At 67.5% G+C, this 14,213-nt stretch carries 17 protein-coding genes; 11 read left to right on the top strand and 6 right to left on the bottom strand.

The features are described from left to right. Positions 1–14: 14 nt before the first annotated feature. Both GRI99_RS03855 and pyk read right to left on the bottom strand, forming a co-directional pair. A complete protein-coding gene (locus GRI99_RS03855; RefSeq protein WP_160770640.1) occupies positions 15–221 on the bottom strand; it encodes a hypothetical protein in 207 nt (68 codons plus the stop codon). Between the two features lie 3 nt (positions 222–224). Next, positions 225–1,691, bottom strand: a complete 1,467-nt coding sequence (pyk, locus tag GRI99_RS03850; protein WP_160770639.1) for a pyruvate kinase — start codon at positions 1,689–1,691, stop codon at positions 225–227. A 58-nt stretch (positions 1,692–1,749) separates the two neighbouring features. On the opposite strand from pyk, the gene GRI99_RS03845 reads away from it, so the two are divergent. Beyond that, a complete protein-coding gene (locus tag GRI99_RS03845; protein WP_160770638.1) occupies positions 1,750–2,070 on the top strand; it encodes a DUF1244 domain-containing protein in 321 nt (106 codons plus the stop codon). Positions 2,071–2,145: 75 nt separating this feature from the next. Here GRI99_RS03845 and GRI99_RS03840 read toward each other — a convergent pair whose 3' ends face one another. Together GRI99_RS03840 and GRI99_RS03835 are read right to left on the bottom strand one after the other, a co-directional pair. Further along, positions 2,146–3,261 carry an adenylate/guanylate cyclase domain-containing protein gene (locus GRI99_RS03840; RefSeq protein ID WP_160770637.1) on the bottom strand — a complete coding sequence of 372 codons (1,116 nt, stop codon included), beginning with the start codon at positions 3,259–3,261 and terminating at the stop codon, positions 2,146–2,148. Positions 3,262–3,272: 11 nt separating this feature from the next. Continuing rightward, positions 3,273–4,349: a toll/interleukin-1 receptor domain-containing protein gene (locus GRI99_RS03835; protein WP_160770636.1), complete on the bottom strand. Its 1,077-nt coding sequence runs from the start codon at positions 4,347–4,349 to the stop codon at positions 3,273–3,275. Between the two features lie 177 nt (positions 4,350–4,526). Between GRI99_RS03835 and GRI99_RS03830 the strand changes: the two genes are divergently transcribed. The 6 genes from GRI99_RS03830 (at position 4,527) to GRI99_RS03805 (ending at position 7,822) form a co-directional block, all read left to right on the top strand. Then, entirely contained in the window at positions 4,527–4,763 is a 237-nt protein-coding gene (locus GRI99_RS03830; RefSeq protein WP_160770635.1) for a DUF2312 domain-containing protein, read from the top strand. Positions 4,764–4,863: 100 nt separating this feature from the next. Next, positions 4,864–5,607, top strand: a complete 744-nt coding sequence (locus GRI99_RS03825) for a YebC/PmpR family DNA-binding transcriptional regulator (RefSeq protein ID WP_160770634.1) — start codon at positions 4,864–4,866, stop codon at positions 5,605–5,607. Between the two features lie 31 nt (positions 5,608–5,638). Then, entirely contained in the window at positions 5,639–6,112 is a 474-nt protein-coding gene (ruvC, locus tag GRI99_RS03820) for a crossover junction endodeoxyribonuclease RuvC (RefSeq protein ID WP_337192853.1), read from the top strand. After that, positions 6,112–6,426: an antibiotic biosynthesis monooxygenase family protein gene (locus tag GRI99_RS03815; protein ID WP_160770632.1), complete on the top strand. Its 315-nt coding sequence runs from the start codon at positions 6,112–6,114 to the stop codon at positions 6,424–6,426. Before ruvC ends, GRI99_RS03815 begins: the two co-directional genes overlap by 1 nt. Next, on the top strand, positions 6,423–6,767 hold the full coding sequence (locus tag GRI99_RS03810) for an arsenate reductase (protein ID WP_160770631.1): 345 nt from the start codon (positions 6,423–6,425) through the stop codon (positions 6,765–6,767). Before GRI99_RS03815 ends, GRI99_RS03810 begins: the two co-directional genes overlap by 4 nt. Next, positions 6,746–7,822: a glycerophosphodiester phosphodiesterase gene (locus tag GRI99_RS03805; RefSeq protein ID WP_160770630.1), complete on the top strand. Its 1,077-nt coding sequence runs from the start codon at positions 6,746–6,748 to the stop codon at positions 7,820–7,822. Before GRI99_RS03810 ends, GRI99_RS03805 begins: the two co-directional genes overlap by 22 nt. 15 nt (positions 7,823–7,837) lie before the next feature. Here GRI99_RS03805 and GRI99_RS03800 read toward each other — a convergent pair whose 3' ends face one another. Both GRI99_RS03800 and ubiG read right to left on the bottom strand, forming a co-directional pair. Next, positions 7,838–8,740 (bottom strand): bestrophin family protein, encoded by a 903-nt coding sequence (locus GRI99_RS03800; RefSeq protein WP_160770629.1) that lies wholly within the window; start codon positions 8,738–8,740, stop codon positions 7,838–7,840. Between the two features lie 7 nt (positions 8,741–8,747). After that, positions 8,748–9,485 (bottom strand): bifunctional 2-polyprenyl-6-hydroxyphenol methylase/3-demethylubiquinol 3-O-methyltransferase UbiG, encoded by a 738-nt coding sequence (ubiG, locus tag GRI99_RS03795; protein ID WP_160770628.1) that lies wholly within the window; start codon positions 9,483–9,485, stop codon positions 8,748–8,750. A gap of 55 nt (positions 9,486–9,540) precedes the next feature. Here ubiG and GRI99_RS03790 point away from each other — a divergent pair, with 55 nt between their 5' ends. From GRI99_RS03790 to GRI99_RS03775, 4 genes are all read left to right on the top strand, one after another. Further along, positions 9,541–10,809, top strand: coding sequence for an aspartate kinase (locus tag GRI99_RS03790; protein WP_439098419.1), 1,269 nt, complete (start codon positions 9,541–9,543; stop codon positions 10,807–10,809). A gap of 26 nt (positions 10,810–10,835) precedes the next feature. Continuing rightward, entirely contained in the window at positions 10,836–11,816 is a 981-nt protein-coding gene (locus tag GRI99_RS03785) for an NAD(P)H-dependent flavin oxidoreductase (RefSeq protein WP_160770875.1), read from the top strand. Positions 11,817–11,910: 94 nt separating this feature from the next. Further along, positions 11,911–13,353, top strand: coding sequence for a globin-coupled sensor protein (locus tag GRI99_RS03780; protein WP_160770627.1), 1,443 nt, complete (start codon positions 11,911–11,913; stop codon positions 13,351–13,353). A 138-nt stretch (positions 13,354–13,491) separates the two neighbouring features. Next, positions 13,492–14,211, top strand: a complete 720-nt coding sequence (locus GRI99_RS03775) for a helix-turn-helix transcriptional regulator (protein ID WP_160770626.1) — start codon at positions 13,492–13,494, stop codon at positions 14,209–14,211. Positions 14,212–14,213 lie beyond the last annotated feature (2 nt).

The raw sequence follows: 14,213 nt of genomic DNA, 5'->3' as shown, positions 1-14,213 counted from the left end.
CGGTCGGGGCAAGATCAGTCCCTTAGCACGACGCGCGCACAGGCCCTGAAGCGGGCGTTGCCAGGTTCTGCGCGATGCCAGACCTCGACGACGTCGTAGTAGCGGAAATAGTCGCCCGCATCATGCGAGATGTATTCGCCGACCCGCGGCAGGAAGTCGAAATCCGCCGTCACCAGCAGCTGTGAGTCGTCATCGCCCTCATAGACTTCCACAAGGGGCATAGCTCACTCCACCGAACCCGCCGGGTATTCCTCCAGCTCGTCGCCCGTCAGGCGCACGATGTGCAGCAGGTTGGTGGCGCCGCTCTTGCCGAAGGGCACGCCGGCCAGCATGGCCACCCGCGCGCCGGCGCCGCCGAAGCCGTGGCGCAGGGCCATGCGCTTGCCCTTGGCGATCATCTCCTCGAAGCTGCCGATGTCGCGCGTGGCCACCGGGTGCGCGCCCCACAGCAGGGTGATGCGCCGGGCCACCTGCATGGAAGGGGTCAGCACCATCACCGGCACGGCCGGCCGCTCACGCGCCACGCGGCGGGCGGAACTGCCGCTGTCGGTAAACACGCAGATGGCGTTGAGGGCAATGGTATCGCCGATGGTCATGCAGGCATGGGCCAGCGCGTCAGCCGTGGTTGCATCGCTGGGCGTATCGAGCATCCGCACGCGGGCGGTATAGCCATCGTCCGCCTCAACCTGCCGGGCGATCGAATCCATCATCATCACCGCCTCCTCGGGCCAGGCCCCGGCGGCGGTCTCGGCGCTCAGCATCACCACGTCGGCCCCGTCATAGACGGCATTGGCCACGTCCGACACTTCGGCGCGGGTGGGGGTGGGGCTCTCGATCATCGATTCGAGCATCTGCGTGGCCACGATCACCGGCTTGCCGGTGAGGCGCGTGGCGTTGACGATCTTCTTCTGCAGCGGGGGCACTTCCTCGGGGTTCAGTTCCACCCCCAGGTCGCCGCGCGCCACCATCACGCCGTCGGCCGCCTCGATGATGTCGTGCAGGCGCTTGATCGCCTGCGGCTTCTCGATCTTGGCGCACAGGAAGGCGCGGCCCTGCATCAGTTCCTTGGCCTCCAGGATATCCTCGGGCCGCTGGACGAAGGACAGACCGATCCAGTCCGCCCCCTGCTCCATGGCAAAGGCCAGGTCAGCCCGGTCCTTGGCAGTGAGCGCGGGAATCGGCACTTCGGCATCGGGCACGTTCACGCCCTTGCGGTCCGAGATCACGCCGCCGACCTCGGCCACGCAGGTGATCGTGCCGCTTTTCACCTGCTTCACGCGCAGGCGGATCTTGCCGTCGTTGATCAGCAGCCGCTGGCCGGCCTGCAGCGCGGCGAACAGTTCCGGATGCGGCAATTGCACGCGCGTGGCATCGCCCGGCGCAGGGTTGTCATCCAGCACGAACTGCGCGCCGTGGGCGATCACGGCCTTGCCTTCCGCAAAGGTGCCCACGCGCAGCTTGGGGCCCTGCAGGTCGCACAGGATGGCGATGGGACGGTTGAATTCCTTCTCCAGCGCCCGCACCGTGGCAAAGTTGGCCGCGTGCATCGCGTGGTCGCCATGGCTCATGTTGAAGCGGAAGGCATCGGCCCCGGCGCGGAACAGGGCGCGCAGCACATCGGGATCGCTGCTGGCGGGGCCTAGGGTGGCGAGGATCTTGACCTTGCGGGCGCGCGGTTTGAACTTTGTCATGGGCCCACGCCTATGGCAGAGCGGCATGACAAGACAAGGTCGAGAATAGGAATGCTCTATGAGTAATAGCCACGATCCGCTGGATGCCCTGCCCGATGCGGCCGCCGCCGCCGCCTTCCGCCGGCTGGTGCGCCACCTGCGCAAGCGACACGACGCGCAGAACATCGACCTCATGGGCCTGGCGGGCTTCTGCCGCAACTGCCTGGCGGACTGGATCAGGGATGCCGGCTATGATGGCGACAAGGACTCCGCGCGCGAGCTGATCCACGGCATGCCGGCCGCCGAATGGAAGGCCACCCGCCAGACCGAGGCGACGCCCGAGCAACTGGCACGGATGGACGCCAGCCTGGCGAAGAACCGCGAGATGGGCGGGGACTAGGACCTGCGGCGGTTTGATCGATTTGGCTGAGGCCGGGCTGCGAACGGCCCGGCATCAGCCAAAGCCCCGGCGGGCTCAGGCTTTCTCCAGCCGGTACATGTCGACCTCGCCATAGGCCTTGGCCAGTTCCACCCGCCCCACCGGGACAAAGCGGCAAGAGTGGTCATCGGCCACCAGCAGCGCGGCGGCGAAGGCATCGGTGCAATAGACCCCGCCCACCGGCGTCACCGGTTCGATCCGGGCGGTGCGGTTGACCTCGCTGCCATACCACAGGCGGTTGCCGGTGATGCGGTCGGTGCCCACCCAGATCGGGCCATAGTGGACGCCGATGCGCATGCCCGCCGTGTCCCCCTGGGGTGACAGCTCGGGCGGCAAGTCCTCCAGCGCATCCTGCAGTTCCAGCGCGATCTGCGCGGCGCGGGCGGGCTTGTCGATGATGGCGTAGATCGCATCGCCCCAGGTGTTGCGGAACTCCACATGGTCGCCATGCCGGTTGAGCACGCGGGCGATGCGGCCCATCACCAGGTGCATGAACAGCACCAGCTCGCGTTCGCCCAGGCGGGAAAAGCCCTTGTAGTCGGCAAACAGGATGGACCGGATGCGCCGCTTGGTGCCGCTGCCGATCGGCTCGCGCTGCGGAAACACCAGGTTGCGCGGTACCGGCCCGGCCGGGATGGCCACCGTCTCTCCGCCCAGGTCGCGCCACAACTTGATGTCGGCCACGGTCCCGGCGATGCCGGTGAGGGAGAGCGAGGCGATCTTGTCGGAAACCACGGCAAGCTGCACCCGCGCCGCGCCGTCGATCTGCGCCCGCAGGGCGGCGAGGCCCATGGCATAGCGGCTGTTATAGGCAAACTGGTTGTCATCCCCCACGTAAGCCCCCGGGGTGGCAAAGTGGACTGCGGCAGCGGCATCGCGGCAGGCATGGTAGCGGGGCAGCCAGTCCGCGCCCCCGCTGGTGACGCTTTCGGCGATGAAGTCCTCCTCGCAGAAGGGCAGCACCACCTGCAGTTCGGCGCCCGCCGCCAGCAGCGCCTCGGCAATCACGATGTCGGCCCCGCAGGCCAGCGGGCCATAGCCCACGGTGACGTCAAGCCGGGCGATCTCGTCTGCTACGCGCGCGGCCAGGTCCTGCTCGGCCGGGCTGCCAGCGTTGAACATGTGGCCGCAGAACATGGCGATGGTGGGCAAGCGACCGGCCCTCAGTTGAAGGTGACGGAGGATACCGCGCAGACGTTCACCCCGTTGCGGGCAATGTTGCGCCCTCCGGCGGTGGTGGCCATCAGGTCATAGGTGCAGGCCCCGGTGCCATCGTCGATGGTCACGTCCCAGTATTCGCCGTTGCCCAGCACGTCCGACCCAAGCCGGTCCGCGCCGTAGTCAGACTGGTTGGCATCCGACCAGCGCAAGTACATGATGGTATCGCCGCTCTGGTTGATGAGGCGCACGTCGCGGTTGTACTGCTGTTGCTGCTGCGGCGGCGGCGCGGCCTGGGCCTGCTGCACGGGCGCGGGCGGCGGGGCTGACGGGGTGGGTGTGGGCGCGCTCGACGGAGTTGCTGACGGGGCGGCTACCAGGGCCTGCGCCTCGCCATCGGCGCCGGCGACCTCCTCGGTCGGATCCGCCTCGTCGCCCTTTGCGCCGCTGCTGCTGACCCACCAGGCGGCCCCGGCCAGGCCCAGCAGGGCCACCAGGCCGCCGACCACCACGGGCACCGGCACCCCGCCGCTGCGGGGTACGGCGGCCCCGTTGCCGCCTGCGGGCGCGGCTGCGGGCGAGGCCACCATGGCCGCTGCGGCCACCGGCGCGGGCCGCGCGGCTGCGGGTTCTGCCGGGGGTGCTGGCGGGAAGGGATAGGCCGGCCCGCCCTCGCGCGCGTCGCGCGGGCCGCACAGGTCGGCCAGGCTGGCCTTGACCTTGCGCCATTCGGGATGGTCCTGCTCGCCGTTCCAGTCGCCCAGGTTGGCATACTGGATCTGGTTGAACGGCAGCGGCGGGGTGATGTCGCCCAGCGCGGTCTGCACCAGCTTCTTCTGGTTGCGCGCCACGTCGGCCTCGGCGCGCACCCATTCGCTGGCGGCAGCCTCGGCCGACCAGACCACCACGGCGGCCTTGGCCATCTGGATCTTGGCGGTGATCACGTCACCATAGGACTGGTGCGGAGGCAGCTCGGCATCCCACCACACTTCATAGCCCGCATGCTCGATTGCGCGGGCGATCTGGCTGACGCGATCCTTGTTGGTGCGCGAATACGAAATGAAGACGTCGACCATATCCATCCCCCCGGACAGTTCGTTCGGGCCGGACCATACCCTCAACCGGCGTCCGCGCAAATGACATGTGCGGTCAGGAACGGCGTGTGGACAAAAAGCCTGCGCCCCCCTTTGCCCGAATCCGCTTAGCACCTTATCGGAGCGGCCAACCGATTCTGCTGATTCCCGACGGAGAGACCTTTCATGGCCAATGCCACCGACGACCGCCTGCGCCTGCTGATTGAGCGTATCGAACGCCTCGAGGAAGAAAAGAAGGGCATCGCCGACGACATCCGCGACGTTTACGCCGAGGCCAAGGCCGTGGGCTATGACCCCAAGATCATGCGCCAGGTGGTCCGCCTGCGGAAGATGAAGCCGGATGACCGCAACGAGATGGAACTGGTGCTGGAAACCTACAAGAACGCGCTCGGCCTCGGCTGAGTGCTGACCCGGACCACTTCAGGCTGCTGGCATATTGAAGCGGGCGCGCGGCTGGGCTAGGCCGCGCGCAACTTCACTTGCAGCCAACAGAAGCGATCCCATGGCAGGCCATTCCAAGTTCAAGAACATCATGCACCGCAAGGGTGCGCAGGATAAGAAGCGTTCCAACCTCTTCTCCAAGCTCAGCCGCGAAATCACCGTGGCGGCCAAGATGGGTGCGCCCGATCCGGACATGAACCCGCGCCTGCGGCTGGCGGTGAACGCGGCGAAGGCCCAGTCCATGCCCAAGGACAACATCCAGCGCGCGATCGACAAGGCCAGCGCTGCGGGTGGCGAGGACTATGTGGAGGTCCGCTACGAGGGCTATGGCCCGGGCGGCGTGGCGCTGATCGTGGAAGCGCTGACAGACAACCGCAATCGCACCGCCACCAACGTGCGCACGGCCTTCTCCAAGAACGGCGGCAACCTGGGCTCCGAAGGCTCGGTGTCCCACGGGTTCGAGCGGCTGGGCATGATCGAGTATCCCGCCAGCGTAGGTGACGAGGAAAAGGTGCTGGAAGCCGCCATCGAGGCGGGTGCCGAGGACGTCGAAAGCTCCGAGGACGGGCACACCATCTGGACCGCAGCCGATGCCCTGCATGGCGTGGCAAACGAACTGGAAAAGGCGCTTGGTGCCGCCGACAACGTCAAGCTTGCGTGGAAGCCCAGCCTGACCGTGGCAGTGGACGAAGCCCAGGCCGGCACCCTGCTCAAGCTGGTCGACACGCTGGACGACGATGACGACGTGCAGACCGTGTGGGGGAACTACGAGATTTCCGACGAGATCATGGAGAAGCTGGGTTGATCGTGCTCCCCTGCCGCTTGCGGGAGGGGGAGTGACCCTGATCCTCGGCCTCGACCCCTCGCTCTCCTGCACCGGCTGGGGGCTGGTGCGCAGCGAGGGGGCCCTGCTGAGCCATGTGGCCAATGGCCAGATCAAGTCCGATCCGGCTGCCACCATGCCAGCCCGCCTGTCGCACTTGCAGAGTGCGCTGGCGGCGGTGATTGCCGAATACCGGCCAGACCGGGCCGCTGCCGAGGAAGTCTTCCTCAACAAGAACCCGCAGAGCACCCTGAAGCTGGCGCAGGCGCGCGGCGCGGTGCTGGCGGCCTGCGGGGCGGCGGGCCTTGCCGTCAACGAACATGCGGCGCGGCTGGTGAAGAAGGCCGTGGTGGGCACCGGCGCGGCGGAAAAGGCGCAGGTGCAGGCCATGCTGAAGGTGCTGCTGCCCGGCGTGCACCTGGCCGGGGCCGATGCGGCCGATGCCCTGGCCGTGGCCATTGCGGACGCGCACCTGAAGCGGCGCTGATGTATCTGGTCGTCTTCCGCAACCGCAAGCGCGCCGGGATCGACCAGCAGGCCTATGCCCTCGCCGCCGACCGGATGGAGGAGCTGGCCGCCGCCCAGCCCGGGTTCCTGAGCTTCAAGTCCTATGTCGCCGCCGATGGCGAGGTGGTCGCCCTGTCGCAATGGGCAGACGAGGGCAGCGCACGCGCCTGGGGTCGGCAAGCCGAACACCTGGCCGTGCAGGGGCAGGGCCGCACTGAATGGTATGCGGATTACACGCTGTTCGGGTGTAACAATCCGCGCCTACACACGTTCACGCACAAGGATCAGGCATGACCATCGCGCTCTACGGCATTCCCAACTGCGACACCGTGAAGAAGGCCCGCACGTGGCTGGACGGGCGCGGCCTTGCCTACACCTTCCATGACTACAAGAAGGAAGGGGCCGATGCGGGCAAGGTTGCAGGGTGGATTGCGGCCAAGGGCGTCGACACGGTGCTCAACCGCCGGGGCACTACCTTCCGCAAGCTGTCGGATGCCGAGCGGGCACAGGCGGACAGCGACCCGGCGGGCCTGATGGTCAGCCAGCCGAGCCTGATCAAGCGCCCGGTGGCGGAACATCCCGGCGGCCTGCTGGTGGGGTTCGACGTGGCCGAATGGGAGCGGGCGCTGGGGTGAGGTGGCTGCTTGCCCTTGCAGCCGTGTGCCTCACCATGCCAGCCTTGGCGCAGGAGGAGCGTGCCATGCTGATCATCGCCCATCGCGGAGCCAGCGGCGAGCGGCCCGAGCATACCCTTGCCGCCTATGAACGGGCGATCGACCAGGGCGCCGACTACATCGAGCCGGATCTTGTGCCGACGAAGGACGGCGTGCTGGTGGCGCGGCACGAGAACGAGATTTCCGGCACCACCGACGTGGCCGAACGGCCCGAATTTGCCGACCGGCGCTCCACCAAGGTGATCGATGGCGAACAGGTGACCGGCTGGTTCACCGAAGACTTCACCCTGGCCGAACTGCGCACCCTGCGCGCCCGCGAGCGGCTGCCGCAGGTGCGGGTGGCCAACACGCGGTTCGATGGTCTGTGGCAGGTGCCCACTCTGGCCGAGATCATCGCCCTGGTGCGCGCCAAGGAGGCGGAGACGGGGCGGCGGATAGGCCTTTACCCGGAACTCAAGCATTCGCACTACTTTGCGAGCATCGGCCATGACACTGCGGCCACGCTGGTCGGGCAGTTGCACGCGGCAGGCTATCGCAGCGCCGACGATCCGGTGTTCATCCAGAGCTTCGAGGCCGACACCCTGCCGCGCCTGAACCAAATGACCGAGCTGCGGCTGGTGCAGCTGGTCTCGGCGCAAGGTGGCCCAGCCGACCGGCTGGGGGTGACATATGCCGATATGCTGACGGCGCAGGGGCTGGCGGACTTGGCGAGATATGCCGATGGCATCGGGGCGGAACTGGCGTTGCTGCTGCAGGATTACGGAGAATCGACCGGCCTGACGGATCGTGCCCATGCAGCGGGGCTCCTCGTTCATGGCTGGACGGTCAGGCAAGAGCGGGTTTTCGCACCCCTTTGGGCGCGCGGATCGGGTGAGGAAACGGCGCCCATTAACGCAGCCTGTTCCAACCTGATCTGGGAAGCACTTGCCAGGGCGCGGGTGGATGGTGCTTTTACCGACCAGCCGGGCTGGGGGCGGGCGGTCCTCAACGAAAACCGGAACTACATCTGCCTTTGATCGAGGCAGCCGCACTCAACTGAGATAATAGTCCACCGGCGCCAGCGGCTGCGGCGGCTCCTCGCCCAGGTGCGGGGCCAGGCTGATCTCCGCCGTGCGGCAGATCGCATCCAGCGGCAGGGCGTTGGGCGTGTTGCCGAAGGGGTGGGCCAGGTCTTCGGTCACCTCGGCCAGGCCCAGGAACACATAGGCCACGATGCCCACGAACAGCGGGGCCAGCCAGCCCGCCGGCCCCACCAGCGCCAGCGGCAGCAGCAGGCAATAGAGATACGTCGTGCGGTAGATCAGCAGCGAATAGACATAGGGCAGCGGGGTGCGGGCAATCCGCTCGGCGCCGGCCTGGCCCAGCGTGATGCTGGCCAGCCGCTCGGCCAGCGCTCTGGCGCCATAGCCGTCAAGCGTGCCATCTCTGCGGGCGTTGGCCAGCAGGGTGGCAATCGAATCCAGCGCAGCACAGGGGCGCGGCAGCGGTCCATCGGCGGACAGCCCGGCCCGGCCGGCCGCCGTCCGCGCTGTTGCATCGTCGGGCAGGCGGCGGGCCATCGCGCGGTGCAGGTGCATGAAGGCGAGCGCCAGCCGCAAGGCCCGCGCCCGGTCCGCCTCGCTGGCCAAAAACAGCTCGGTCTCGCGGGCGAAGCTCCTCAGGTCGGCCAGTAGTCCGCCCCACAGCTTCCTCGCCTCCCACCAGCGGTCGTAGGCAGCATTGTTGCGGAAGCCGAGGAACAGCGACAGGGCGATGCCGAACACGGTGAAAGGGGTGGCCTCGATCTCCGGGAAGGTGGCCAGGTGCCGGTCTGCCCACACCACCAGCGCGGCAAAAGCGGCCAGGCCCAGCACCTGCGGGGCGATGACCGGCACGATCGATCCGCGCACGGCAAAGGCCAGTTGCATGAAGCCCGGCTTGTCGCGCAGGATCACGGCGCGCTCATCCGGCCTGCGCGGTGACGATGTAGTTCAGCGCCATGTCGGCGGACAGGTGCAGGCCTTTTGCCGGGGTCCAGGCGATGCCCTGCGGCTCGCCCATTACCAGGCCCGCATCGGCCAACAGATCGCGCAGTTCGTGGGGCGTGACGAAATCGTCCCAGTGGTGGGTGCCGCGCGGGACCATGCCCAGCGCTTCGGCCCCTTCCACCAGCAGCACGCGGCTGCGCGCGGTGCGGTTGGGGGTGGACATGACCAGCAACCCCCCATCAGCCACATGATCGGCCAGTTGGGCCACGAACAGCGCCTTGTCGGCCACGTGCTCGATCACTTCCATGCAGGTGACAAGGTCGAACCGGCCCAGCGCCAGCGCTGCCAGCTCGCCATGGTGATAGGTGACAGGCAGGCCCGCACCCACGGCATGGTGGGTGGCGGCGGCCACGTTCTCTTCCGCCGCGTCCACGCCGGTAACCTGCGCCCCCAGCCGGGCCAGCGGTTCGCACAGCAGGCCCGCGCCGCAGCCCACGTCCAGCGCGCGCTTGCCCTCCAGCGGCCTGATGCCACGCACATCGCCGCCCCAGTGCAGGTCAATCGCCGCGCGGATGAAAGAAAGGCGCACCGGGTTCAGCCTGTGCAGCATGGCGCTGGAACCGGCGGGATTCCACCAGTCTGCCGCCAGCTTGCCGAAGTGTGCGGCCTCGCTGGCGCGGATGGTTTCACTTGCTACAGTTGCATCAGCCATGCAGCACCCCTAACAGCGCGCGTGATTCCAGACCAGCAGCAAGGATAGCAGCCCCGTGGCCCGTATCGTGATGAAATTCGGCGGCACCTCCATGGCCGGGACCGAGCGCATCCGGCGCGTGGCCAATATCGTGCGCGCGCAAGCCGCGCGGGGTGATGAGGTGGCCGTGGTCGTCTCCGCCATGGCGGGCGAGACCGACCGGCTGGTGAACTTCTGCCGCGAGGCCAATCCGCTCTACGATCCCGCCGAATACGACGTGGTGGTGGCGTCGGGCGAACAGGTGACTTCCGGCCTGCTGGCGCTGACCCTGCAGGCGATGGGCTGCAAGGCGCGCAGCTGGCTGGGCTGGCAGGTGCCGATCAGGAGCGATGACGCCCACGCCAAGGCCCGCATCGAGGAAATCGACGCGCCCGCGCTGGTGGCTTCCATGCAGGCGGGCGAGATTGCCGTGATTCCCGGTTTCCAGGGCATTTCCCCCGCCGGCCGCGTGACCACTCTGGGTCGCGGCGGATCGGACACTTCGGCCGTGGCCGTGGCCGCCGCGCTGAAGGCTGACCGGTGCGACATCTATACCGACGTGGACGGGGTCTACACCACCGACCCGCGGATCGTGGCCAAGGCCCGCAAGCTGAAGAACGTGACCTACGAAGAAATGCTCGAACTGGCTTCGGTCGGCTCGAAGGTGCTGCAGACCCGCTCGGTCAGCCTGGCGATGAAGGAGAAGGTGCGCGTGCAGGTGCTCTCCTCGTTCATCGAGGAAGGCGCCCCGCCGGCCGACAGCCTGCCGGGCACGATGATCGTCAGCGACGAGGAAGTGGAAGGAACCGACATGGAACGCCAGTTGATCACCGGCATCGCCGCCGACAAGAACGAGGCCAAGATCACCCTCACCCGCGTGCCCGACCGGCCCGGCGCGGTGGCCAACATCTTCGGTCCGCTGGCCGATGCCAGCATCAACGTGGACATGATCATCCAGAACATCGCCAAGGACAAGGGCGAGACCGACGTCACCTTCACCGTGCCCAAGTCCGACCTGCTGCGCACCCAGACCATGCTGGAAGAGCGCAAGGAGCAGATCGGTTTCTACCGCCTGATCAGCGACGACAAGGTGGCCAAGATCAGCGTCGTGGGCGTGGGTATGCGCAGCCACGCAGGCGTGGCCAGCACGATGTTCAAGGCCCTGGCCGATCGCGGCATCAACGTGGACGCGATCTCCACCAGCGAGATCAAGATCTCCGTGCTGATCGACGAGGACGAGACCGAGCTGGCCGTGCGCGTGCTGCACACCGCCTATGGTCTGGACGCGGTGGAGACCGCCGCTTGACCGCGTTTCCCCGCACCGACGCGCTGATGGCGCGCGGGGCCGCTTTCCTGGGCACCGAAACCGCCATCATGTGCGGCGCGATGAGCTGGGTTTCCGAGCGCAACCTGGTGGCCGCGATCAGCAACGGCGGCGGCTTTGGCGTGATTGCCTGCGGGGCGATGACGCCCGAGCTGCTCGATACCGAGATCGCCGCCACCAGGGCGCTGACCGCCAGGCCCTTCGGCGTGAACCTGATCACCATGCACCCGGACCTGTTCGCGCTGATTGCGGTCTGCGCGAAGCACCAGGTGGGCCACGTGGTGCTGGCGGGCGGCCTGCCGCCCAAGGGCAGCGTGGAAGCGATCAAGGAAACCGGCGCCAAGGTCATCTGCTTTGCCCCCACGCTGGCGCTGGGCAAGAAGCTGCTGCGTTCAGGCGCGGACGCGCTGGTGATCGAGGGCAGCGAGGCGGGCGGCCACATCGGCCCGGTATCCACCAGCGTGCTGGCGCAGGAAATCCTGCCCGAACTGGCGCAGGACAACCTGGTGTTCGTCGCCGGCGGCATCGGCACCGGCGAGATGATCGCGCGCTACCTGCAGATGGGAGCCTGCGGCGTGCAACTTGGCACCCGCTTTGCCTGCGCCACCGAAAGCATTGCCCACCCCGATTTCAAGAAGATGTTCTTCCGCGCCAGCGCCCGCAACGCGGTGGCGTCGGTGCAGATCGATCCGCGCCTGCCGGTGATCCCGGTGCGGGCACTGGAAAACAAGGGCACCGAGGAATTCGCCGCCAAGCAGCGCGAGGTGGCCCTGCTGCTGGATCAGGGCAGCATCGACATGGGCGAGGCGCAACTGCGCATCGAACGCTTCTGGGCCGGGGCCCTGCGCCGCGCGGTGATCGATGGTGACGTGGAGAACGGCAGCGTGATGGCCGGCCAGTCCGTCGGCATGGTCAAGGCCGAGGAACCCGCCGCCCAGATCATCCAGACGCTGATGACCGAGTGCGAGGCAGCGTTGGCCGGGCGGTAACACGACCAAGGGAAGTTACGTACGGACTTCCGTACGTATCCGAAGTGCGATTCTAATATAGCCGGGTAGTCTGCTACTACAAGGCTTACCCGCTATGGCCCACGATACCACGGTTGAAGACCGTCTCGACTTTTTCGGCATCGACCAGAATGACATTGCCCGTTTCCCCCGCATTGCCCGCCGCATGGCGCGGCTGGCTCCCCCCGCACTGGACCGCTTCTATGCCAAGGTGCGCACGGTGCCGGCGCTGGCGGCCAAGTTCTCCGGCCAGCCGCAGATGGACCTGGCGCGATCGAAGCAGATCGAACACTGGGCCGAACTGTTCTCGCAGCGCCCCGGCGCCGCCTACCTTGAGCGGGCGGAGCGGATCGGCAATGTCCACGCCCGCATCGGCCTCGATCCCACCTGGTACATCGGCGGCTATTCGCGCGTCCTGTCCGAAGTGGTCGAACGTGCGGTGAAGGGATCGCTCGGCGGCATGCTGGACGGCGGGCGCACCGCAGGCGAGGTGGCAACGCTGGTCAAAGTTGCGCTGCTGGACATGGAGGTGGCCCTTTCTGCCTATTTCAAGGCCGAGGAATGCAGCCGGCTGGAAGCGATCGAAGCCATCGGCGTGGCCTTGGCGGCGCTGGCCGACAGCGATTTTACCAGCTCGCTGAGCACCCTGCCGCCCGAGTATGCGCGCATCACGGAAGATTTCGAGCGGATGCGCAAGTCCGTTGCCGGTGCGCTGACCGATGTGGCCAATGCCGCACGCAGCGTTTCGCACGGGGCCACCGAGATCCGCCAGGCGGCGGATGACCTGGCCATCCGCACGCAGAACGATGCCGCCACCCTGGAGGAAACCAGCGCCGCGCTGCACGAACTGACCAGGGGCGTGCGCCGCACGGCCGACGGGGCCAAGTCCATGTCCGACCGCGCCGCGACTTCGCAGCAGTCGGTCGCCGACGGGCGCAAGGTGGTGAGCGAGGCGGTCGACGCGATGGAAGCCTCCGAAAAGTCGGCTAACCAGATCCGCGCGATTATCGACCTGATCGACGGCATCGCCTTCCAGACCAACCTGCTGGCACTGAACGCCGGGGTGGAAGCCGCCAGGGCGGGCGAGGCCGGCAAGGGCTTTGCCGTGGTCGCCAGCGAGGTGCGCCTGCTGGCCCAGCGCAGCGCCGATGCCGCCAGCGAGATCAAGTCGCTGATCATCCAGAGCGTGGAGAACGTGGAACGCGGCGCGCAACTGGTCGCACAGTCAGGCGTGGCCTTCGATGGCATTGCCGGACTGATCGGCGAACTGGCCGAACTGTCCGCTTCGGTTGCCGAAGTGACCGGCGCACAATCGGTCTCGCTCGACACGATCAATACCGCGCTTAACGAGATGGACCACGCCACGCAGCAGAACGCCGCCCTGGTGGAGGAAGCCAGCGCCGCCGCCCGCAGCCTGGCCGAGGAATCCCGCCGCCTGCAGGAGCTGTCGGACGGGTTCCGGCTGGAAGGGGTGGACGTGCAGGCACCGCAGCGCCGCCAGTACAGCCGCGCTGCCTGACGGGGCGAGGGCCGGGGCCCTGGTCCCGGCGCGCCTTTCGCCGCCAGCCGAATTGGCCCTGACGACAATTTAAGCTGTTGTTTCTCAATCCATCCCTGCCTACACTTCACCCGCGGGAGGTTGTGTTGAGAGAGGCAGATGCTCCTCGATTGCTTGCAGGAAATCGCGCGAAGCGATGATCCCGTCCGCCTGTGGAAGGGCCTGGTCCGCTCGCTGCGCGCCCAGGGTTTCGTGGCCGGCTCCTACTTCTTCGTGAAGGGCGCGCAGGTCTCCGGAAGCCTGCGTCCGCTGACCTTCGGCTTCCCGCGCCGCTTCATCGATGCCTATACCGATACCGAGTTCGATCGGCTGGACGTGGTTCCCCGCCGCACCCTGGCCAGCGGGCGGGTGATGACCTGGACCGAGGCCTGGAGCAGCGCGCCCATCGCCGCTGCCGAGCAGCAGTTTCGCCAGCAGATGCTGGCCCGCCTGGGCGCCGCGGAGGATACGCTCGATGGCCTGGCCGTGCCCGGCTATGGTCCGCGCCAGAGCAATGCCTTCGCCACGCTGGTTCCGGCTGATCAGGGCCGCGCGTTTTCAGCGCAGGAGCGGCGGATGGTCCAGGCGGTGGTCCAGGCCGGCCACATGCGGCTCTGCGAGGCGGTGCTCCAGAACCCGCCCGAAGTCCTGCTCTCGCCGCGTGAGCGGGAAATCCTCCAGTGGGTGGCCCTGGGCAAGAGCAATTCGGTCATTGCCGAGATGCTCAATTGTTCGGCCAACACGGTTGATACGCACCTGCGGCGGGCCTTCGGCAAGCTTTCGGTATCCGATCGCACCACGGCGGCCATCCGCGCGATCAGCCTGGGCCTGATCGCCTGACG

It is taken from the genome of Alteraurantiacibacter buctensis, assembly GCF_009827655.1.
GTDB classification, from domain to species: domain Bacteria; phylum Pseudomonadota; class Alphaproteobacteria; order Sphingomonadales; family Sphingomonadaceae; genus Alteraurantiacibacter; species Alteraurantiacibacter buctensis.
The sequence above is the reverse complement of the archived record's forward strand: the minus strand, read 5'-3'. Positions and strand labels throughout refer to the sequence as shown.